The organism is Janthinobacterium rivuli (assembly GCF_029690045.1).
Lineage (GTDB): Bacteria > Pseudomonadota > Gammaproteobacteria > Burkholderiales > Burkholderiaceae_D > Janthinobacterium > Janthinobacterium rivuli.
In genome coordinates this window covers 2,023,435-2,043,379 of the sequence record NZ_CP121464.1, presented here as the reverse complement: position 1 = coordinate 2,043,379, position 19,945 = coordinate 2,023,435, and the positions used below count along the sequence as shown (strand labels likewise).

Below are 19,945 nucleotides of genomic sequence, written 5' to 3'. Positions count from 1 at the left end.
TCCACACGAACACTAATCGAGCCCAAAGGACACCGCCTTGTATCCGCGCCATTCAACCACCACGCCTTCCCTTCCCGCCACGCCGCTGCGCGCCATCGTGCTGGCCTGCGCCATGCTGGGCACCGCGCCCGCCTGGGCCCAGGACGCGCAGACCACCACCGGCGGCGCCGCTGAAACGGCCGGCGCCAGCATCGACCAGGTCACCGTCGTCGGTTCGCGCGCGCGCAACCGCACGGTGTTCGACAGCAGCGTGCCCATCGACCGCTTCGGCGCGCGCGAAGTGAGCAATGCGCTGTCGACGGGCGACGTGGGCGCGGCCCTGCAAAACCTGTCGCCGTCGATCAACTTCCCCCGCATCGAGTCGAGCGGCGCGTCGGACTCGGTGCGCGGCATCCAGTTGCGGGGACTGGCGCCCGACCAGGTGCTGGTGCTGATCAACGGCAAGCGCCGCCACACGAGCGCCGTGCTCGACACGGAAAGCAGCTTCGCCGGCACCGTGCCGGTCGACATCAACGCCATCCCGCCGAACGCCATCGACCACATCGAAATCCTGCGCGACGGCGCCGGCGCCCAGTACGGCAGCGATGCCGTGGCGGGTGTCATCAACATCGTGCTGAAAAAGGCGCGCACGGGCGGCGCCGCTTCCGTCAGCTATGGCGCCAACCACACGCATTTCGAGCCGACCGATCAAACCCTGACGGATGGCCAGACCGTCATCGTCAACGCCGACTATGGCGTGCCGCTGGGCGAGGCGGGCTTCTTCCGCTTCGGCGCGGAAACGCGGCGCCGCTCGCCCACGGAACGGGCCGGCCCCAGCGATGCGGGCTGGACGTCCTACAACTTCACGCCAGCCGACCAGGCGCTCGACGGCAAGGTCGTGTTCAAGTCGGGCGACTCGCGCCAGCGCAATAACTATTTGTTCTACAACACCCAGCTCACCCTGGCCAACGGCCTGGACCTGTACTCGTTTGCCACCTTGAACGAACGCAAGTCGGACGGCAGCGCCTACTTCCGCTATCCGGGCGACCCGTCGAATGTACTGGCCCTGCATCCGAACGGCTACCGCCCCGTCACCAACGGCGACAAGCGCGACCTCAGCATCGTGGCCGGCGTGCGCGGCAGCGCGGGCGAATGGAACTGGGACGCCAGCGCGCGCCACGGCAGCGACCGCTTTGACTACGGCGTGAGCCACTCCGTCAACGCCTCGCTGGGCGCGGCCAGCCCCACGCGTTTCAAGCTGGCCGGTTTCGACTTCCGCCAGAACGCCCTGAACATCGATGCCACACGCAGCATCGACATCGGCTTGCCCGCCCCCTTGAGCGTGGCGGTGGGCGCCGAATGGATGCGCGAAACCTACACCAGCTCGGCCGGCGACCCTGCCTCGTACGCGGCCGGCAGCCTCACGGATGCGCCACCGGGCGCGCAGGCGGGACCGGGCCTGCGTCCATCGGACGCCTATGACGGCAGCCGGCAAATCCGCTCCGTGTATGCGGACGTGGAAAGCGACCTCACGCCGCGCCTGCTGGTGGGCGCCGCCGCACGCTATTCCGACTACAGCGACTTCGGCAGCGCCAGCACGGGCAAGCTGTCCACGCGCTATAAAGTAACGAATAATTTCCTCGTGCGCGGCTCGCTGTCGAACAGCTTCCGCGCACCGGCCCTCGTGCAGACGGGCTTCCGCTTCGCCACACTGAACTTCAACGCCGATGGCACGGCCCTGCAAACGGCGGCATTGCTGCCGGCCAGCGACCCACTGGCGCGCAGCTTCGGCGCGCAACAGCTGAAACCTGAAAAATCGACCAACGTCTCGCTGGGCCTGGCCTGGAAACCGGCCGCCGCCACCAGCGTGACGGTGGATGCCTACGTGATCCGCATCCGCGACCGCATCACGCGCTCGAGCGACTTGCAAAGCGACGCCGTCACGGCCTACCTGGCCGCGAATGGCCGCAGCGACATCCAGTCCGTCGCCTACCTGGCCAACCTGCTCGACACGCGCACAAAGGGCCTGGACGTGGTGCTGAACCACGACCTGTCGTTCACGTCAGGCAAGCTGAACCTGAACGCGGCGCTGAACCTGAACAAGACCAGCCTCGACAAGGTACGCCAGAGTGCCGCCGCGCTGTCCAATATCGATCCAAGTCTGACCCTGCTGACGGAGACGAGTTTGTTCCGCATCAAACATGCGTCCCCCAACAGCAAATTGATACTCGGCGCCGACTGGCAGGCGGCCGGCTGGGGCGTGCAAGCGCGCGCCACGCGCTTTGGCGAGCTGAAAGATTTTTCGTACGACAGCGATGCGCCCCTGATCGACGGCATCCCCGCACAGCGCTTCGGCGCCGTCTGGTCGCTGGACCTGGAAGGCCAATTGAAACTGAGCAAGCAACTGACCTTGAGCGTGGGCGGCAACAACATCCTCGACCGCTATCCGCAGCGCGTGCGTGAAACGAATAACGCCACGTATGGCGGCGCCCTGCCCTACAATTTCATCAACCCCATCGGCGTGAACGGCGCGTATTTCTACGCCAAGCTCAGCTACACCTTCTAAGACACGGAAAGCTCACATGATCATCAAGAAAATATCCCACCTCGTCGCCGGCGCCTGCCTGAGCGCCCTTCTGCTGTCCGCAGCGCAAGCCGCATCTCCGCTGGTGCTGATGACGGACTTCGGCACGGCCGATGGTGCCGTGTCGGCCATGCATGGCGTGGCCTATGGCGTCGATCCCCAACTGACCATCTCGGACCTGACGCACCAGATTCCCGACTACGACATCTGGCTGGGCGCCTACCGCTTGTATCAGACGGCCAATTACTGGCCGCAAGGCACGGTGTTTGTGTCCGTTATCGACCCGGGCGTGGGGACCAATCGCAAGTCGGTGGTGCTGAAAACCAAGGGAGGACGCTACTTCGTGGGGCCGGACAATGGCCTGTTCACCCTGATCGCCGAACGCGACGGCGTGGCCGAACTGCGCGAAATCGATGAAAAGGTCAACCGCCTGGCCGGCTCCGCCGAGTCGTACACTTTCCATGGCCGCGACGTGTACGCGTATGTCGGTGCGCGCCTGGCGTCAGGCGCCATCACGTATGAACAGGTAGGCCCGCAATTGCCGAGTGAATCGGTGGTCAAGATTGCGTATCAAAAACCTGTACGCGACGGCAATACCATCCGCGGCATCGTGCCCGTACTCGACGTCAAATATGGCAATGTGTGGACGAATATTCCGAAATCGCTGCTCGACGAATTGCAAGTAAAACTGCACGATCCGCTGCAAGTACGCATCTTGCACAAAGGTAAGCAAGTGGCCAAGGTGACGGCGCCATTCGAGCACACGTTTGGCGGCGTCGCCAAGGGCAAGCCGCTGGTCTACCTGAACAGCCTGCTCGACGTGGCCGTCGCCATCAGCCAGGGTGACTTTGCTGCCAAGCATCACATCGAATCGGGCGTGGATTGGGAAGTGGAAGTGAGCAAGGCCCCTGCCGCCAAATAAACCACCCGAAAACGGCCATGGCATCCTGCTCTGGCCGTTTTCGTATCCCATGCGGGTTTGCGCTACATCAAACGCAGCGCTCTCCCCGCCTCCGCCAGCACCCAGCACGGGCAACTCGGGTGAACCTGTGCCATCCCACCTACTCTAATTCTTGCAAGCGATGCCAGCCTTGTTCCAGATACGCAATCTGGCGAGGCATGCGTTTCCACGACAGTCTTTCACTGAAAAGGAATCATCATGACGGCTACACTCCTGACCACCAGCAAGCTCGTCCTCAGCAGCGCCATCGTCTGTGCGCTGCTGGGCGGTTGCAACAAACGCAACGACACCAACACCACCGCTACGCCCGCCGCCACCGCGCCGGCGACACCGCCCGCCACCAGCGGCACATCCGGCACCACGGGCACGACCAATCCGGACACCACCACGCCGGCCACGCCAGGCACCACGCCGGGCATGACACCGGGCACCACCACCAATCCCGATGGCACGACCACGCCCAATAACGGCACGGGAACTGGCACCGGCACAGGAACGACGCCCGGCACGGGAACCGGGACTGGTACGGGAACTGGCACGGGGACCGGGACCGGCACCACGCCACCACCGCGCAACAGCTAGCGCGCCCTGGCTGGCTGGCCTGGCAAAAAAAGAGCCTTCCGAGGAAGGCTCTTGAAATACCACGGCACAGCGTAAGCTGCGCCTTGGCCCGGTATTACTTTTGCAGGCTGACCGATGTCGCCTTCGGCGTGCGGCGTCCCATCAGGAACAGCACGGCCTTCTTCAGCATGCGGTAGACGAAGCGCACCATCAGCAAGGTCAGCACGCATTCGAGCAAGGTCAATATCATGGCCACGGCCACAGGCATGCGCGCGGCGCGGCGGTGGAACTTGGCCACGGCGCCATCGCGGGCGATCTCGATGCTGTCGTAAAAGGTCGGCACGACCAGCAAGGTCAGAATCGTCGACGTGATGGTGCCGCCGATGATGGCGATCGCCAATGGACGATAGAACTCGCCGCCCTCGCCCAGGCCCAGCGCCACGGGGAACATGCCGGCGATCAGCGCGAACGTCGTCATCAGGATGGGGCGCAGACGCATGCGGCCCGCATACATCAGCGCGTCTTCGCGGCCATGGCCCTCTTCCTCGCGCTTGCGCGCCGCGTCGAGCAGCAGGATGGCGTTCTTGGCGACCAGGCCCATCAGCATGATGATGCCGATAAAGCTCATCAGGTTGAGGGTATTGTTCGTGATCACCAGCGCCACTACCACGCCAATCAAACTGAGCGGCAAGGACATCATCACGGCCACCGGCGCCGTGAAGGAACCGAACTGCATCACCAGGATCAAATACATCAGGCCGATACCCATCACCAGCGCGATCAGCATTTCCGTGAACAGTTCTTGCTGATCCTGGCCGGCGCCGCCCAGCGCCAGGCCGTAGCCGGGCGGGAAGTCGATGGAGTTGGCCAGCTTCATGGCGTCGCTCGTCACTTCGCCATTTGAGCGGCCCTGCGCATTGGCCGACACAGTAATCGTGCGCTTGCCATTCTTGTGCTCGATGCCGGACGGACCCTTGCCCATGGTGATGGTGGCGATCTGGTCGAGCGGCACCATTTGCGACGTGCCCGTCACGCTGATCGGCAGGCGCTCGATGTTTTCCGACGCCACGCGGTCATCGGGATGCAGGCGCACGGCCACGTCGCGCGTCTCGCCCGTCGGATCGACCCAGTCGCCCACTTCCACACCGGCAAACGCCACGCGCAACGATTGCGCCGCGTCATTGACGGAAATGCCCATCGAGTTGGCCAAGCCACGGTTCAGTTCAATCTGCAGCTCGTTTTTCGGATCCTGCTCGGACAAGCCCACATCGACGGCACCGGGAATGGCGCGCAGCTTGTCCATGTAGGCATTCGTGATTTCCATCAGTTTACGCGAATCCGGGCCCGTGAATTCTACCTGGATCGGCTTTTGCGAACCGTTGCTCAAGTCATCCTGCACCACGTATTCGGCGCCCACCAGGCGCGACATCTTCTCGCGCAGCTCGACCGCGATTTCCTTGGCCGAACGCTTGCGGGTGTTGCGCTTGCCGATGTCGACATACACTCTTCCGCCGCCCGCGTTGATGGAGCTGTTGGTATCCTTGGTTTCTGGCAAGGTGCGCGCCAGTACGGCCGCCGCTTCCAGTTTCAGACGCGAATACTCGATGCTGCTCGATGATGGCGTGCGCACATTAATCATCAAGTTGCCCGAATCGGATGCCGGCAAGAAACTCGTGCCGCCATGCGTGGAGTGCAGGACGATGGCGCCCACCAGGCTGCCGAAGGCGATGACGGCCATCCAGCGGCGGTGATGCAGGGCCCAGGCGATCACGCGGCCATAGCGGTCGGCTTGATGGTCGAACCAGTGGTTGAATTTTTCCAGCACGCGGCCAATACCCTTTTTCGGCGCCGAGTGTTCCTCGACCGGGTCGCCCCAGTAGGCCGACAGCATCGGGTCGAGCGTAAACGAGATGCCCAGGCTGACGAGCACCGAGCACGTCACCGTCAAGGCAAACGGACGGAACCATTCGCCGGAGATACCAGGCATGAAGGCCACGGGAATGAAGACGGCGATGATGGAAAACGTCGTGGCGGCCACGGCCATGCCGATCTCGGCCGTGCCTTCCAGCGCGGCCGTGCGGCGATCCTTGCCCATCTGCATGTGGCGCACGATGTTTTCGCGCACCACGATGGCGTCATCGATCAGCACGCCAATGGCCAGCGACAGGCCCAGCAGAGTCATGAAGTTCAGGGTGAAGCCGCACAGCCACACGGCAATGAAGGCGGCAATCACGGACGTCGGCAGGCTCAGCGCCGTGATCAGGGTCGAACGCCACGAGTTCAGGAAGGCGTAGACGACGAAAATCGTCAGCACGGCGCCCAGCACCAGCGATTCGATCACATTGTTCAAGCTATGCTGGGCGTTTTCGCCGCCGTCGCGCGTCACTTGCAGGATCGTGCCTTTCGGCAAGGTCTTGTTGATTTCCGCCACCATGTCGCGGATCTTGTTGGCCACGCTGACGGTGGAGGCGTCGCGCACGCGGGTGATCGAAATGCCCACGTTGGGCTTGCCGCTGCGCATGCTCAGGCTGTTGACTTCGGCAAAGCCATCCTCGATGGTGGCCACTTGCGCCAGGCGCACGATTTCCTCGCCACGGCGCTTGATCACCACTTTTTCGAAGTCGCTTGGCGACTCGATGCGGCCGACCAGGCGGATGCTTTTCTCGTCCAGGGTGCCGCGCACCTTGCCCACCGGGGCATTCGTGTTCTGGTTGCGCAAGGCGGTCACGACGTCGCTGACGGACACATTGTATTCACGCAATTTTTCCGCCCGCAGCAGCACGGACAGTTCGCGTTTCAGCGAGCCGCCCACGTTGACCAGCGCCACGCCATCGACGGTGCGAAAGCGGTCTGACAGCACGTCTTCGGCCAGGCGCGAAATTTCCGCATGGCTTTGCGCATTCGACGACAGCGCCAGCTGCATGATCGGTTCGGCGGCCGGGTCGATGCGCTGCAGGATGGGCTCGCGCATTTCCGTCGGCAACTTGTAGCGCACGGCGGCAATCGCATTGCGGATATTGTCGGACGCTTCGATCAAATTGGTATTGAAGGAAAACTTCAGGAAGATGCTGGCCGAACCTTCATTCGAATCGCTGTTGACTTCGGTCACGCCGGAAATGCTTTGCAATGATTTTTCCAGGCGGTTCACCACTTCGCGCTCGACCGTGTCGGGCGATGCGCCCGGATAAGGAATGCTGACGACGATGAACGGCACTTCGACGTCCGGATTCTGGTTGACGCGCAATTTCTTGAGCGCCAGCAAGCCGACGCACATCATGGCCAGGATCAGGACGATGGTGGCGGTGGGCCGCTTGATACTGAAATCGGAAAGGAACATGGCTTAGTTTCCTTTACCGGCAACGGCGGTGCTGCTGCTGGCCACGGCGGCCGCTGGCACGGCTTTGGCTGCCGTCAATTCCACTTTCTGTCCATCCTTGAAGGTCGAGCCCGGCGTGCGCAGCACGGTGTCGCCGCTGGCCAGACCGCTTTGCACTTCCCACTGGCCCGTGCGCACGTCGCGCGCACCGATGCGCAAGTTGACTTTATGTAAAGCCTTGTCCTTGACTTTCCACGTGTACGTAACGTCGCCCGCCTTCACCAGGGCCGAGTCGGGTATCATCAGCGCGCTGACGGTTTCCGTCTCGATGCGCCCTTCCGCGTACAGGCCGGCCACGCGCGGCTGTTCCTTGTCGTTGAAATCGACCAGCACGGCCACCTGGCGCGTGACGGTATTGGCGGCAGGATCGACGCGGCGCACCTTGCCCGCGAAATCCTGGCCTGGATAACCATTGATGCGGAACAGCACGGGCTGGCCCACCTTGACGACGCCGATCTTGTCGGCCGACACCAGGCCTTCGAGGCGCATGCTGGTTGGATCGATGACCTTGATCAATTCCTTGCCGATTTGCGCCGTATCGCCATTCGATACCTTGCGCTCGCTCACGATGCCGTCGAACGGCGCGCGCACGAGGGTGCGCTGCAGCTGCTGACGGGCTTGCACGGCGCGGCTTTTCGCGGCGGACAAATCGCTCTGTGCATTGTTGCGGCGAATTTCCGCGTCTTCCAGCGCCTGCGTCGACGTCATGCCCGAGGCGCGCAGGGTTTTCATGCGCTGGAACATGCGTTCGGACTGTTCCAGCACCTGGCTGGCGGCGCGGCTGGCTTCCTCGGCCGAGTTGAGGCTGTCGCGGATGGACGTTTCATCCAGGCGCACCAGCACGTCGCCCCGTTTGACGACTTCACCGTTTTCCTTCAGGACCTGGAGCACCACGGCCGACACTTCAGCGCGCAAGTCCGCGTTGCGCTCAGGCTGCACGGAACCGGTGATGACGGGGCCCGACGCCAGCGCATTGCTCTGGATGGTCAGCAAGTCTTCCGGGGATACCAGCAAATTGACGGCAGCGCTCGCCTGTTCCTTGGCATTCTTGCCGCCCTTGCCGGGGTCTTTGGACTCTTTGCCGCAGGCGGCCAGGGCAGAAGCGATTGCCAGAACAAACAGGGTTTTGCGCAACATGGGTAATTCTCCGGATAGATAGCACCACTACCGTCCGCGCGGCCCGGATAGGGCTGCAAGCGATAGCAGGCATAATTTTTTTATTAAAACCACAAGCGCCAAAGTATCCATGAGCGTGTCCGGGCATGTCAATCGGCGGTTTCCTGTAATGCTTTAATGAATGGATGAAACGTAGTTTTTACGCCCTGAAACGCAAAACCCCGCCTTCAAGCGGGGTTTTGCGTTTCAGGAGAAGCGAACTTAGCGGGCAAACACGGTGTTGATCAGGAAACCGATGGCCACGCCCGTGCACAGCCCGCCGGCGATTTCCACCAGGGTATGACCCATGCGCTCGCGCAAGGTCTTGTGCGCGGCGCTGGCCGCTTCTCCGGCCAGGCGGTTGATGGCGGCCGCCTGCTTGCCCACGTGCTGGCGCAGGCTGTTGGCGTCGATGATGACGATGAAGGCCAAGGTCACCGCCACGCCAAAGGCTGGATGGCCGATACCTTCGCGCAAGGCGATCAAAGTTGCCATGCTGGAAACGACTGCGCTATGGTTGCTCGGAAAGCCGCCGTTGCCGACCAGGCCGAACGCCCATTGCCGCGTGCGGACACTGTTGATCAGGAATTTGATCGGACCGACCAGGATCCAGGCGATCAGGGGCGTGACGAGGTAAGCGATATCCACGGGGTATTCCTTCTTATATATGTAGAGAGTGTGTCAGGGGCTGCGGCAGCCAGACAGGTGCGCCGCAATTATCGCAGATCATCCGCGCCAGCAGAACTGTCTATCGCCAGTCCATAAAAACGCCGCCGGCGGCGGCGATCATATAAAATCATGGCATATACAACAATTGACGTATATCAACACTGAGTGCGGCGCGCACAGCGGCGCGGATAATCAAACGTCTTTCATACTTGCAACGGGGTCCTCATGCGGCATTTCAGAATTTCCTTTTTAGTCACTTTTATCCTGATGGCGGTGTCGGGCTGGTGGGGTTACAGCCATGGCGGCATGGCCGGCATGATCCAGGCGCTGTGGATCACGGGCGTGCTGGGCATCATGGAAGTGTCGCTGTCGTTCGACAATGCCGTGGTGAATGCCTCGGTCTTGCGCCACTGGAATGAATTCTGGCAAAAACTGTTCCTGACGGTCGGTATCCTCGTGGCCGTCTTCGGCATGCGGCTGCTGTTCCCGCTGGTCATCGTTTCCGTCGCCACGGGCCTGGGCCTGGTCGACGTGTGGACCATGGCCACCACGACGCCCGATGTGTATGCCAAGCACCTGACGGACAACCATGCGCAAGTGGCGGCCTTCGGCGGCGCCTTTTTGCTGCTGGTGTTCCTGAACTTCCTGTTCGACGATGAAAAAGAGTTGCACTGGCTGGGCTGGGCCGAGGAAAAAGTCAACGCGCTGGGCACCGAAAGCCTGGCCGTGCTGATCACCATGGGCGCCGTGGCCGCCTGCGTGGCCATGGGCCCTGCGGACGAAAAATACAGCGTGCTCGCGTCGGGCATCGTCGGCATCGCCGTCTACATCGGCGTGAACTGGATCAGCGGCTTGCTGGAAGAAGGCGAACCGGACTTGCAGGATGAGGCGGAAGAAGGCGCCGCGCCAGCCAGAAACGGCAATGGCGACCTCGTGAAAACGGTGGCGCGCGGCAGTATCGGCGGCTTCCTGTACCTGGAAGTGCTGGACGCCTCGTTCAGCTTTGACGGCGTGATCGGCGCCTTTGCCATCACCAACGACGTCGTCATCATCATGCTGGGCCTGGCCATCGGCGCCATGTTCGTGCGCTCGATGACGGTGTTCCTGGTGCACAAGGGCACCCTCGACGAATTCGTCTACCTCGAGCACGGCGCCCATTATGCGATCGGCATCCTTGCCTTGATCATGCTGGCGTCCGTCAAGTACCATATTCCGGAGTGGTTCACGGGCCTGTCGGGCGTGGCCTTCATCCTGGTCTCGCTGTGGTCGTCGCTGCGTTATCGCAAACGGCACGCGGCGCAAGCTTGAAATCGGGGGTTTCGCCCCCAATTGAAAGAGTAATGGCACGAGCGCCCTAGCGCTCATCCCATGAAGGAATGTTTGCACTTAATTACTAAAGGAGCACCACATGGCAATCAGTTTGCAAAAAGGCGGCAACGTCAACCTGAGCAAGGAAGCACCGAACCTGAAGAAGATCATCGTCGGCCTCGGCTGGGATCCTCGTTCGACGGACGGCGCCACCTTCGACCTTGACGGTAGTGCTTTCCTCCTGAAAAGCGACGGCAAAGTCCGTGGCGACTCTGACTTCATCTTCTACAACAACCTGAAGTCGACCGACGGTTCCGTCGTCCACACTGGCGACAACACGACGGGCGAAGGCGAAGGCGACGATGAGCGCATCGAAATCGACCTGACCCGCGTGCCGGCCGATATCGACCGCATCAGCATCACCGTCACCATTCACGACGCCGACGCGCGCCGCCAGAATTTCGGCATGGTCTCGAAAGCCTTCATCCGCTGCCTGAACGCGGAAGGCGAAAAAGAAATCGCCCGCTACGACCTGTCCGAAGACAGCTCGACGGAAACGGCGATGATCTTTGGCGAAATCTACCGCTACAACGGCGAATGGAAGTTCAAGGCCATCGGCCAGGGCTTCAACGGCGGCCTGGGCCCATTGGCTCGCTCGTTCGGCGTCAATGCCTAAACGTTTTATGCGCTAAACATAGCCGCCTGGACGTATTCAGGCGGCTTTTTTTTGGAGATTTATCATGCCAGTATTTAGTGTCACGGGCGACGTCGATCCTTTCCTCCACGTCAGCATGAAGCAGGGCGAAACCATCTATTGCGAATCCGATGCGATGGTGATGATGGAAACGGCGCTGGACTTGAAGGGCAAGATGACGGGCGGCCTGGGTAGCGCCATCATGCGCCGCTTCGCGAATGGCGAATCGTTCTTCCAGCAGCACATCGAAGCGGTGCGCGGCAGCGGCGACTGCCTGCTCTCGCCCACCCTGCCGGGCGCCATCGAAGTGGTCGACGTGGGCGCGCGCCAGTACCTGCTCAACGACGGCGCCTTTGTCGCCGCCACCTCGGGCACGGAGATGAAGGTGCGCACGCAAAGCATCGGCAACGCCTTGTTCGCCCAGTCGGGCGGCTTCTTCGTCATGGAGACGGCAGGCACGGGACAAGTGGTGGTGTCGGGCTTCGGCTCCATGTTCCAGCTCGACGTCGAGCCGGGCAAGGATGTCGTGATCGACAATTCCCACGTGGTCTGCTGGGACAACAGCCTGAAATACGAGATTTCCGTCACCACGGGCGGCGGTGCCAGCGGCGGCGGCATCGGCGGCTTCCTCGGCAATATCGTCAATAGCGTGACCAGCGGCGAAGGCATCGTGCTGCGCTTTTCCGGCTCGGGCAAGGTGTTCATCTGCTCGCGCAACCGCGATGCGTTCCTGAAGTGGACGGCGTCGGGCAAAGCCGGCTGACCCCTTCCCTCTAAGGCCAGGTTAAGTCTGGTCGTTTAGACTCCCCGCGCGCGCACCTGCGCGCGGCTTCCCCTATTTCCACCCGGTCCCCGTACATGCAAAGAGTCTGGTTCAACAAAACATTTTCCTCGGTCGGCACGGCCATGCGTTTGATCCGCGAGGCCGACATGGCCGCCACCGGCGGCAAGCCGCGCTACCACATCGTGTGCAGCAATACGAACGCGCATGCGGCCGCCTTTTTGTCGGCGCACGAATACGCGGTCGAACCATCGGGCCTCACGGGCCTCAATTATGTCGAGTGGTGCCTGGAATTTTGCCGCGAGCGCAACATCACGATTTTCTGGCCCGGCAAGGAAGCGGGCCTGATCGGCAGCGCCAGCGCGCGCTTCGCCGCCATCGGCACGCGCGTACTCAGCGTGGCCAGCGAAGAGACCCTGAATTTGATGCACGACAAGGCGCGCTTCTGCGCCGGCCTCGATCTGCCCATGGCGCGCCCGGCCGACTACCGCGCCGTGACCACCATCGAAGAATACGATGCCGCCTACGCCGAGCTGCGCCCGCTGCATCGCAAACTGTGCATCAAACCGTCCGAATCCGTGTATGCCCTGGGCTTTGCCATTCTCGATGAAGAACGCAGCAGCGCGCAGCTGCTGCTGGCCGGCGCCGCCTACCAGATCAATGCGCAAGAGCTGCGCACGGGCCTCGCGCAAATGGCATCGTTCAAGACCCTGCTGCTGATGGAATACCTCGATGGCCACGAATACAGCGCCGACTGCGTCGCCGACCAGGGCACGCTCGTGTGCGCCGTGCCGCGCAAGAAGCTAAACGGAGGCGGCAGCGGCCAGCTGATCGAACTGCGCGACGACCTGCTGGCGGCCTGCGACAAACTGGCGCGCGACTACCGCTTGAATGGCGTCTTCAACATCCAGTTCCGTGTAGGCGCGCATGGCCTGGCGCTGCTGGAGATCAATCCGCGCATGTCGGGCGGCATCGGCATGGCGTGCGCGGCCGGCCCCAACCTGCCCTACCTGGCGCTGGCCGGTTTCGACCAGGGCTTTGACAAGCTCACCGTGCCCGCCATCGCCGAAGGCATGCGCGTGGGCGAAGCCGCCTACGCCGTGGAGCTGCCATGAACATCGTCAGGCAGCAGATGCCCACGGGCGAACTGACCTTGAAGGTGGACGAGGCGCGCTTTCCGCTGGACTGGCTGATCGGCTTTGCCGCGCGCGCCAACGCCAAGCGGGGCTTCCTGTTCCTGTCCAAGGTGCTGGGCAAGCACTGGCCCGTCACGCCGCGCGCCATGCAAACCATCCACGACGACCTGGCCGCGCAGATTCCTCCCAGCCTGCCCGGTCCCGTCGTCTTCATCGCCATGGCGGAAACGGCCGTCGGCCTGGGCCAGGGCGTGTTCGAAGCGTGGCTGCGCGCCAATCCGAACGGAAAAGCGCTGTTTTTGCACAGCTCGCGCTACCGCGTGGGCACGGTGCCCTTCTTCGAATTCGAAGAATCGCACAGCCACGCGCCGCGCCAGTTTCTGCATTTGTCGGACGCTGCCAGCGCGCTGTTTCCCACTGCCCGCAGCCTGGTGCTGATCGACGATGAAGCGTCGACCGGCAACACCTTCGCCAACCTGGTGCAAGTGTGCCGCGCGCGCTATCCGCAGCTGGAAAAGCTGCACCTGGGCGTGATCACCAATTTCATGGGCCAGGCCGCCAACGCGGGCTTGAGTGAGCGTTTAGGCCTGCCCACCAGCATAGGCGCAGCCTTGTCTGGCCACTACGCCTTCCAGGCCGGCGCTGCGCCTGCTCCCGTGGCGGCCAGCGCGCAGCGTTTCGAAGCGAATGCGGAACGGGGCGCCAGCCCGGCGTTCGGCCGCATCGGCGTGGGACGCGCCTTGACGCCGCCGCAAGGCCTGGCGGTGCAGCTGGCGCAGGAAATCGGCGCCGGCGACTCCGTGCTGGTGCTGGGCACGGGCGAATTCATGCACCCGTCGTTCCTGCTGGCGCGCGAACTCGAAGCGCTGGGCAAGAACGTCGTGGTGCAGTCGACCACGCGCTCGCCGATCCTGTCATGGGGCTCCGTCAGCCACATCGTCAACTGCGACGACAACTACGGCGAAGGCATCGCCAATTACCTGTACAACGTGGCGCCTGGCCAGTACCAGCACGTTTTCATCTGCCATGAAACCCCGGCCAGCCCGGCCCTCATGCAACTCGCCGGCCAGTTGAATGGCCGCCTGTTCCACTTTCAGTCAGAGACCAAAATTGAAGAAATTCCTGTTTGTTGATCTGGACGACACACTGTTCCAGACCCCTAAGAAATGCCCCGGCGAGACCGATTTGCAAGCGGCCGCGTATTTGAAAAATGGCGATGCCTGCTCGTTTACGACGGCACGCCAGCGCGCCTTCTTTGAATTCGCGCAAAGCGGCATGACCCTGATCCCCGCCACGGCGAGAAATGGCGACGCCTTCCGCCGCGTCGACCTGCCGTTCACCAGCTACAGCGTGCTCGATTACGGCGGCATCGTGCTGCAGCCGGGCGGCGCGCTCGACGCGGGCTGGCTGTCCCTGATGCAGAACGACATGCAGACGGCCTTGCCCGGTCTGCGGGACGCCATGCGCATCATCGACGATTTCCAGGTCAAGACGGGCATGCCCTCGCGCGCGCGCCTGATCGAGGACTACAACACGCCGTTCTACATCGTCGTCAAGGACCATGAAGCGCGCGGCGAACGCCTGGCCGACATCGAAGAACAAGTGCTGCAGCAGTGGATCGCAACCGAAGGCGCCGACTACTTCATCCACCGCAATGGCAACAACCTGGCCGTGCTGCCGAAGACCTTGAACAAGGCGCGCGCCGTCGCCTACCTGCGCGCGGAACTGGAAGCCGAACATGGCCCCATCGTCAGCTTCGGCATGGGCGACAGCCGCTCGGACGCGCGCTTCATGGCCGCCTGCGACTACGCCATCATCCCCAACGGCACCCAGCTGGCGGCACTCACGGTGGCGGCGCTATGACCGACGGCAAGCAGCATTTCAGCGGCAGCTACCGCCAGGAAGACGTGGAGTTTCTGCTGACGCCCATGGCGCTTGAACCGATCCTCGACCTGGCCGAAAAAGAGCGCCTGATCCAGTCGGGCCAGCGCCACTACAGCGAAATGCTGTCGCCAGAGTCCTTGCCTTCGCCCGCCTACCTGGCGCTGTTCCAGAGCGCGTTCGCGGCCAACCGGCTGCAAATGGCGCGCGACTGCCTGCGCCTGGCGGCCCTGATCGCGGCGCGCCGCACGGGCCCCATCACACTGGTGTCGCTGGCGCGCGCCGGCACGCCCGTGGGAGTCATCCTGGGTCACCTGCTGCGCCAGGTGTTCCAGCGCGAGTGCAGCCATTATTCCGTCTCCATCATCCGCGACCGCGGCATCGACGCGAATGCCCTGCACCACATCCTGGCGCACGGCCATGCGGCCGACTCCATCGTCTTCGTCGACGGCTGGACGGGCAAGGGCGTGATTTCGCGCGAACTGCGCCAGACGGTCAACGACTTCAATGCGGCGCATGGCACGGCGATCGACGGCGGTCTGTTCGTGCTGTCCGACCTGGCCGGCACGGCCGCCTGCGCCGCCTCGGCCAGCGACTACCTGATCCCGTCGAGCATCTTGAATGCCACCGTCTCGGGCCTGGTCAGCCGCTCCGTGCTCAATGATGCCATAGCCCCCGGCGACTTCCATGGCTGCGTGTACTACGCGCAGTTCGAAGCGCACGACCAGTCGCGCGCTTTCGCCGACGGCCTGGTGGCCGACGCCGTGGCGATTGCCGCCAGCAGCGGCATCCCTCTGGCCGAAGCGAGCGATGCGCCAGCCATGGCGGCCCGCTCGCAAGCCTACATGGCCGCCGCGCAGCAGGAATACGGCATCAGCGACATCAATCTGATCAAGCCAGGCATCGGCGAAGCGACGCGCGTGCTGCTGCGCCGCGTGCCCGAGCGCCTGATCGTGCGCGACACGAATGCGCCGGACGTGGCACATTTGCTGCTTCTGGCGCAGGAAAAAGCCATACCCGTCACAGTAGAACCGGCGCTGCCTTACCAGGCGGTCGCCCTTATCAGGAGCGCAGTCGATGGATAACAACTCCCTACACCCACAAAGTGAGCATAAGGCGGCGCTGGGCGCCTCCATGTACGTGCCGACCACGCACAAGGATTTGCTGGCGATCGCCAATGGCGACAAATTCAGCCATTTGCGTTCGGTCATACTTTGCACCGAAGACGCCATCGCGGAACGCGACCTCAGTTACGCGCTGTTCAATTTGTCGCTGGCGCTGCAAAACATGTGCGACGAATCGGATACCTTGCGCTTCGTGCGCGTGCGCAATCTCGAGGTGCTGGCGCGCGTGCTGGGCATGCCCGGCGCCGACAAATTGAGCGGCTTCGTGCTGCCGAAATCCACGCGCCACAACTTCAGCGCGTATTTCGAGCTGGTGCGCCATACGCATCATCTGTTGATGCCGACGCTGGAAACGGCGGAAGTGTTCGACGACGAGGAAATGAAGCAGTTCCGCATCATTTTGTCGGCGCCGGAAGTGCGCCGCCGCATCCTGGCCCTGCGCATCGGCGGCAACGATCTGCTGGCTCTGCTGGGACTGCGCCGCCCCACCAGCGGCACCATCTATCAAACGCCGCTGGGCCAGGTCATCGGCCGCCTGGTCACCATCTTCAAGCCGCACGGCTTCCAGCTGACGGCGCCCGTCTTCGAGCACCTGTCGCAAGGCAGCTGGCTGGATGCCGAAGTGGCGCAGGACATGGCGCACGGCATGATCGCCAAGACGGCCATCCACCCGGACCAGGTGCCGCAGATCGAACGCCACTACCAGGTGGCGCAGTCGGACATCGAACTGGCGCTGCGCATCATCGACCCGGACAGCCCGGCCGTGTTCCGCATGCAGGAATCGATGTGCGAAGTGGCGACCCACAGTAGCTGGGCGCTGCGCATCATCGAGCAAGCGCGCCTGTTCGGCATCCGCCATGCGGCCGATGGCGCCGCCGCGCACCATCCGACTACCTCATTGATTCAACTCTCAAGCGACGAAGGGATTGCACGACCATGACCAATTTCACACGCGGACAAAAAGGCAAACTGGCGGACCTGGGCTTGAATGGCCCGTTTGCCGTCACGCTCGATATCGTTTCGGGTTCGATGGAAGTGGACGTCAGCTGCTTCGGCGTCGATGCGGCCGGCAAGCTGTCGGACGACCGCTACATGGTCTTCTTCAACCAGAAAAGCGCGCCGGACAACGCCATCACGGTGGACTTGAACGGCCCCCGCTCCACCTTCCAGGTCGACCTGGCCCGCCTGCCCGCCTCGATCGACAAGCTGGTGTTTACTGCGGCGACGGAACAGGGCAGCATGCGCGCGCTGGGCAACTCCAGCATGGCGCTGGGCCAGGCGGCCACGTTTGCCTTCACGGGCAATGACTTCCAGGACGAGAAAGCCGTCATCATCGGCGAACTGTATCGCCGCGACGGCAGCTGGCGCTTCGGCGCCGTGGGCCAGGGTTTCGCGGGCGGCCTGGCGGCGCTGCTGAAGCACTTTGGCGGCAGCGAGGCGGCTTCGTCGTCCCCGGCGCCAGCGCCGGCTTCCGTGCCTGCGCCAGCGGCCCCGCCACCGGCGAATAAAATCTCGCTGTCGAAAATTCGCCTGGAAAAACGCGGCGACAAGATTTCGCTCGACAAGCGCGACAGCGGCGGCTATGGCCGCATCCGGGTCAACCTGAACTGGAATCAGAACGCGTCGCAAGGCCAGGCGCCCGCCTCGAAGCTGGACACGGGCTTCCTCGGCAAGCTGTTCAACAAACCGGCCGGCCGTTCGGGCGGCATCGACCTCGATATCGGCTGCCTGTTCGAAATGAGCGGCGGGGCCAAGAGCGCCGTGCAGGCGCTGGGCAACAGCTGGGGTGCCTACGACCGTCCGCCGTATATCCACCTGGAAGGCGACGACCGCACGGGCAGCATCAGCAGCGGCGAAAACATCTTCATCAACGGCACCCATTTCGACCAGATCAAGCGCGTGCTCGTCTACGCCTTCATCTACGAAGGCGTGCCGAACTGGGCCGCCACGGATGGCGTCGTGACGATCGAAATTCCCGGCCAGCCGACCGTCGAAGTGCGCCTCGACAGCGATAGCCAGCACGCCATGTGCGCCATCGCCATGCTGGAAAACCACGGCGGCAACCTGCAGGTGACAAAATTGGTGGAATACTTCGGCGGCCAAGGTAAAATCACGGCGCACCAGGCCATGGACGAAAGATATAACTTTGGTCTGAACTGGAAAGCCGGCCGCAAGGACTGATCCTTTTACCTAAACAACCCTACCATGACCCCTACGACCAAAAAAGTCACCTTCGCCTTCGCCATCTTCCTCGTGGCCGGCTTCCTGCTGCTGGCAGCCTACACGTGGATGGCCCTCAGCTTCTCGTACTCGGAAGGCGAACGGGCGGGCTACCTGCAAAAGTTCTCCAAGCGGGGCTGGATTTGCAAGACATGGGAGGGTGAATTACTGCTCACCGCGCTGCCGGGCACCATCCCGGAAAAATTCCAGTTCAGCGTGCGCGATGAAGAGGTGGCCAAGCAACTGTCGGCCGCCGCCGGCAAGCGCATTCTCGTCACCTACAGCCAGCACAAGGGCGTGCCCACGCAATGCTTCGGCGAGACGGAATATTTTGCCGATAAAGTCGTATTGAGCCAGTAATACCGCAAGTCCAGTAACTTCAGAAACATCGCGCCGGCCAGCCTTTCCAGGCCGGCGCCTCCCCCCCCCCTCAATGTCTTCGTGTGCCGCATTCTGGCTAAACCATTTACAAATGTAATCAAACCGCAAGATGCTTGCGCAATCGCATGATGCGCCGCCAGACGACCGTTAGCGTGTCTTCACCTCTGTCACTGGAAACGTCATGCGCATACAAGCCACCTTCCTGACCCTGCTGGCCGCCTCACTCCCCCTGTCCGCCCAGGCACAGGACCTGTCCGGCATGGCCGGCGCCCTGAAGGTACACTCGACCAGGGAGCGCACCTTTGTCGGCGCCATCAGCTACACGCAGCCCGTGGGCAATTACAATGCGCTGAGCCTGTCATATATCAACGAAGGGCACCCGGACGACCATCACCGCGACGGCATGGCGGGCCAGGTCTGGCTGCGCACGAAAAACGTGGCCCAGGGGCTGATGCTGGGCGCCGGCGTGGGCCGCTATTTTTTCTTCGACACGGCCAGGACGGACGAAGCGCCGCACAATTTCGACAATGACCACGGCTGGGCTTCCATCGTCAGCCTGCAGGCGCGCTGGCAGTTCGACAACCGCTGGTATGCGCAAGCGCAGCTCAACCGTATCAAGCCCGATGGCAAGGACAACACCACGCACCTGTTGATCGGCGCCGGCTACCGCTATGATGGGGTGCCGGGCGCCAAGCTGCACTTGCAGAACTGGGCGTACGACGACACCTTGACCTTATCGACCGGCCACACCATCGTCAACAGCTTGCGCTCCGAGTCCTCGCGCCCGTTCACCCTGGAATACCGGCGCGCGGCGGGAAAATACGTGGACTGGACGGTCAGCGCGCTCGATGAAGGCAGCACGGTGCTGGCGCACCGGCGCGGCGCGGCGGCCCAGCTGTGGCTGATCCGCTCGCTCAATGAAAAGGTGGAATTCGGCATGGGCGCCGGGCCCTACGTGGCCTGGGACGGCCGCGACACCCAGGGCCACGACACGCGCCTGACAGGCTTGCTGTCAGCCGTGGCCCGCTACCACGTCAACCGCCACTGGCTGGCGCAAGTGGCGTGGAACCGGGTGGTAACGGATTACCACCGCGATGCGGATGTGTTGCTGGTGGGCGTGGGCAGGAAGTTTTAA

Annotated in this window: 17 protein-coding genes; 14 read left to right on the top strand and 3 right to left on the bottom strand. The window is 62.8% G+C overall.

Features of this window, described 5'->3' with window-relative positions; genetic code table 11:
* Positions 1-37 precede the first annotated feature (37 nt).
* From P9875_RS09265 to P9875_RS09255, 3 genes are all read left to right on the top strand, one after another.
* Positions 38-2,545, top strand: a complete 2,508-nt coding sequence (locus P9875_RS09265) for a TonB-dependent receptor plug domain-containing protein (protein ID WP_278318192.1) — start codon at positions 38-40, stop codon at positions 2,543-2,545.
* 16 nt (positions 2,546-2,561) lie between these two features.
* The gene (locus P9875_RS09260; RefSeq protein WP_278318191.1) at positions 2,562-3,485 is read left to right on the top strand and encodes an SAM hydrolase/SAM-dependent halogenase family protein; all 924 of its coding nucleotides are present in this window, start codon (positions 2,562-2,564) and stop codon (positions 3,483-3,485) included.
* 237 nt (positions 3,486-3,722) lie between these two features.
* The gene (locus tag P9875_RS09255; RefSeq protein ID WP_278318190.1) at positions 3,723-4,106 is read left to right on the top strand and encodes a hypothetical protein; all 384 of its coding nucleotides are present in this window, start codon (positions 3,723-3,725) and stop codon (positions 4,104-4,106) included.
* A 94-nt stretch (positions 4,107-4,200) separates the two neighbouring features.
* On the opposite strand, the gene P9875_RS09250 is transcribed toward P9875_RS09255, so the two are convergent.
* The 3 genes from P9875_RS09250 to P9875_RS09240 form a co-directional block, all read right to left on the bottom strand.
* Positions 4,201-7,422 (bottom strand): efflux RND transporter permease subunit, encoded by a 3,222-nt coding sequence (locus tag P9875_RS09250; RefSeq protein ID WP_035826049.1) that lies wholly within the window; start codon positions 7,420-7,422, stop codon positions 4,201-4,203.
* Between the two features lie 3 nt (positions 7,423-7,425).
* Positions 7,426-8,598 carry an efflux RND transporter periplasmic adaptor subunit gene (locus P9875_RS09245; protein WP_035826047.1) on the bottom strand — a complete coding sequence of 391 codons (1,173 nt, stop codon included), beginning with the start codon at positions 8,596-8,598 and terminating at the stop codon, positions 7,426-7,428.
* A gap of 240 nt (positions 8,599-8,838) precedes the next feature.
* On the bottom strand, positions 8,839-9,264 hold the full coding sequence (locus P9875_RS09240; protein ID WP_035826045.1) for a divergent PAP2 family protein: 426 nt from the start codon (positions 9,262-9,264) through the stop codon (positions 8,839-8,841).
* Between the two features lie 246 nt (positions 9,265-9,510).
* Between P9875_RS09240 and P9875_RS09235 the strand changes: the two genes are divergently transcribed.
* From P9875_RS09235 to P9875_RS09185, 11 genes are all read left to right on the top strand, one after another.
* Positions 9,511-10,593 carry a DUF475 domain-containing protein gene (locus P9875_RS09235; RefSeq protein ID WP_219310730.1) on the top strand — a complete coding sequence of 361 codons (1,083 nt, stop codon included), beginning with the start codon at positions 9,511-9,513 and terminating at the stop codon, positions 10,591-10,593.
* Between the two features lie 100 nt (positions 10,594-10,693).
* Positions 10,694-11,269, top strand: coding sequence for a TerD family protein (locus tag P9875_RS09230; RefSeq protein ID WP_046682304.1), 576 nt, complete (start codon positions 10,694-10,696; stop codon positions 11,267-11,269).
* 64 nt (positions 11,270-11,333) lie between these two features.
* A complete protein-coding gene (locus P9875_RS09225; protein ID WP_035826041.1) occupies positions 11,334-12,050 on the top strand; it encodes a TIGR00266 family protein in 717 nt (238 codons plus the stop codon).
* Between the two features lie 95 nt (positions 12,051-12,145).
* Positions 12,146-13,183, top strand: a complete 1,038-nt coding sequence (locus P9875_RS09220; protein WP_278318189.1) for an ATP-grasp domain-containing protein — start codon at positions 12,146-12,148, stop codon at positions 13,181-13,183.
* The gene (locus P9875_RS09215; protein WP_278318188.1) at positions 13,180-14,337 is read left to right on the top strand and encodes a phosphoribosyltransferase domain-containing protein; all 1,158 of its coding nucleotides are present in this window, start codon (positions 13,180-13,182) and stop codon (positions 14,335-14,337) included. Before P9875_RS09220 ends, P9875_RS09215 begins: the two co-directional genes overlap by 4 nt.
* Complete coding sequence (locus P9875_RS09210) at positions 14,315-15,067, top strand: HAD family hydrolase (RefSeq protein ID WP_099380495.1); 753 nt, start codon at positions 14,315-14,317, stop codon at positions 15,065-15,067. Before P9875_RS09215 ends, P9875_RS09210 begins: the two co-directional genes overlap by 23 nt.
* Positions 15,064-16,170 (top strand): cysteine protease StiP family protein, encoded by a 1,107-nt coding sequence (locus P9875_RS09205; RefSeq protein WP_278318187.1) that lies wholly within the window; start codon positions 15,064-15,066, stop codon positions 16,168-16,170. Before P9875_RS09210 ends, P9875_RS09205 begins: the two co-directional genes overlap by 4 nt.
* Positions 16,163-17,149 (top strand): HpcH/HpaI aldolase/citrate lyase family protein, encoded by a 987-nt coding sequence (locus P9875_RS09200; RefSeq protein ID WP_278318186.1) that lies wholly within the window; start codon positions 16,163-16,165, stop codon positions 17,147-17,149. The genes P9875_RS09205 and P9875_RS09200 overlap by 8 nt, the downstream gene beginning before the upstream one ends.
* Positions 17,146-18,390 (top strand): TerD family protein, encoded by a 1,245-nt coding sequence (locus tag P9875_RS09195; protein WP_278318185.1) that lies wholly within the window; start codon positions 17,146-17,148, stop codon positions 18,388-18,390. The genes P9875_RS09200 and P9875_RS09195 overlap by 4 nt, the downstream gene beginning before the upstream one ends.
* Positions 18,391-18,414: 24 nt before the next feature.
* A complete protein-coding gene (locus P9875_RS09190; protein WP_070224711.1) occupies positions 18,415-18,789 on the top strand; it encodes a hypothetical protein in 375 nt (124 codons plus the stop codon).
* Positions 18,790-18,991: 202 nt separating this feature from the next.
* The gene (locus tag P9875_RS09185; RefSeq protein ID WP_278318184.1) at positions 18,992-19,945 is read left to right on the top strand and encodes a hypothetical protein; all 954 of its coding nucleotides are present in this window, start codon (positions 18,992-18,994) and stop codon (positions 19,943-19,945) included.

Bases quoted from the DNA above. Each gene is read 5' to 3' on its own strand.
- P9875_RS09220 (WP_278318189.1), top strand. From the start codon at position 12,146: ATGCAAAGAGTCTGGTTCAACAAAACATTTTCCTCGGTCGGCACGGCC.
- P9875_RS09195 (WP_278318185.1), top strand. From the start codon at position 17,146: ATGACCAATTTCACACGCGGACAAAAAGGCAAACTGGCGGACCTGGGC.
- P9875_RS09225 (WP_035826041.1), top strand. From the start codon at position 11,334: ATGCCAGTATTTAGTGTCACGGGCGACGTCGATCCTTTCCTCCACGTC.
- P9875_RS09205 (WP_278318187.1), top strand. From the start codon at position 15,064: ATGACCGACGGCAAGCAGCATTTCAGCGGCAGCTACCGCCAGGAAGAC.
- P9875_RS09260 (WP_278318191.1), top strand. From the start codon at position 2,562: ATGATCATCAAGAAAATATCCCACCTCGTCGCCGGCGCCTGCCTGAGC.
- P9875_RS09230 (WP_046682304.1), top strand. From the start codon at position 10,694: ATGGCAATCAGTTTGCAAAAAGGCGGCAACGTCAACCTGAGCAAGGAA.
- P9875_RS09215 (WP_278318188.1), top strand. From the start codon at position 13,180: ATGAACATCGTCAGGCAGCAGATGCCCACGGGCGAACTGACCTTGAAG.
- P9875_RS09200 (WP_278318186.1), top strand. From the start codon at position 16,163: ATGGATAACAACTCCCTACACCCACAAAGTGAGCATAAGGCGGCGCTG.
- P9875_RS09245 (WP_035826047.1), bottom strand. From the start codon at position 8,598: ATGTTGCGCAAAACCCTGTTTGTTCTGGCAATCGCTTCTGCCCTGGCC.
- P9875_RS09235 (WP_219310730.1), top strand. From the start codon at position 9,511: ATGCGGCATTTCAGAATTTCCTTTTTAGTCACTTTTATCCTGATGGCG.
- P9875_RS09185 (WP_278318184.1), top strand. From the start codon at position 18,992: ATGCGCATACAAGCCACCTTCCTGACCCTGCTGGCCGCCTCACTCCCC.
- P9875_RS09190 (WP_070224711.1), top strand. From the start codon at position 18,415: ATGACCCCTACGACCAAAAAAGTCACCTTCGCCTTCGCCATCTTCCTC.
- P9875_RS09250 (WP_035826049.1), bottom strand. From the start codon at position 7,422: ATGTTCCTTTCCGATTTCAGTATCAAGCGGCCCACCGCCACCATCGTC.
- P9875_RS09255 (WP_278318190.1), top strand. From the start codon at position 3,723: ATGACGGCTACACTCCTGACCACCAGCAAGCTCGTCCTCAGCAGCGCC.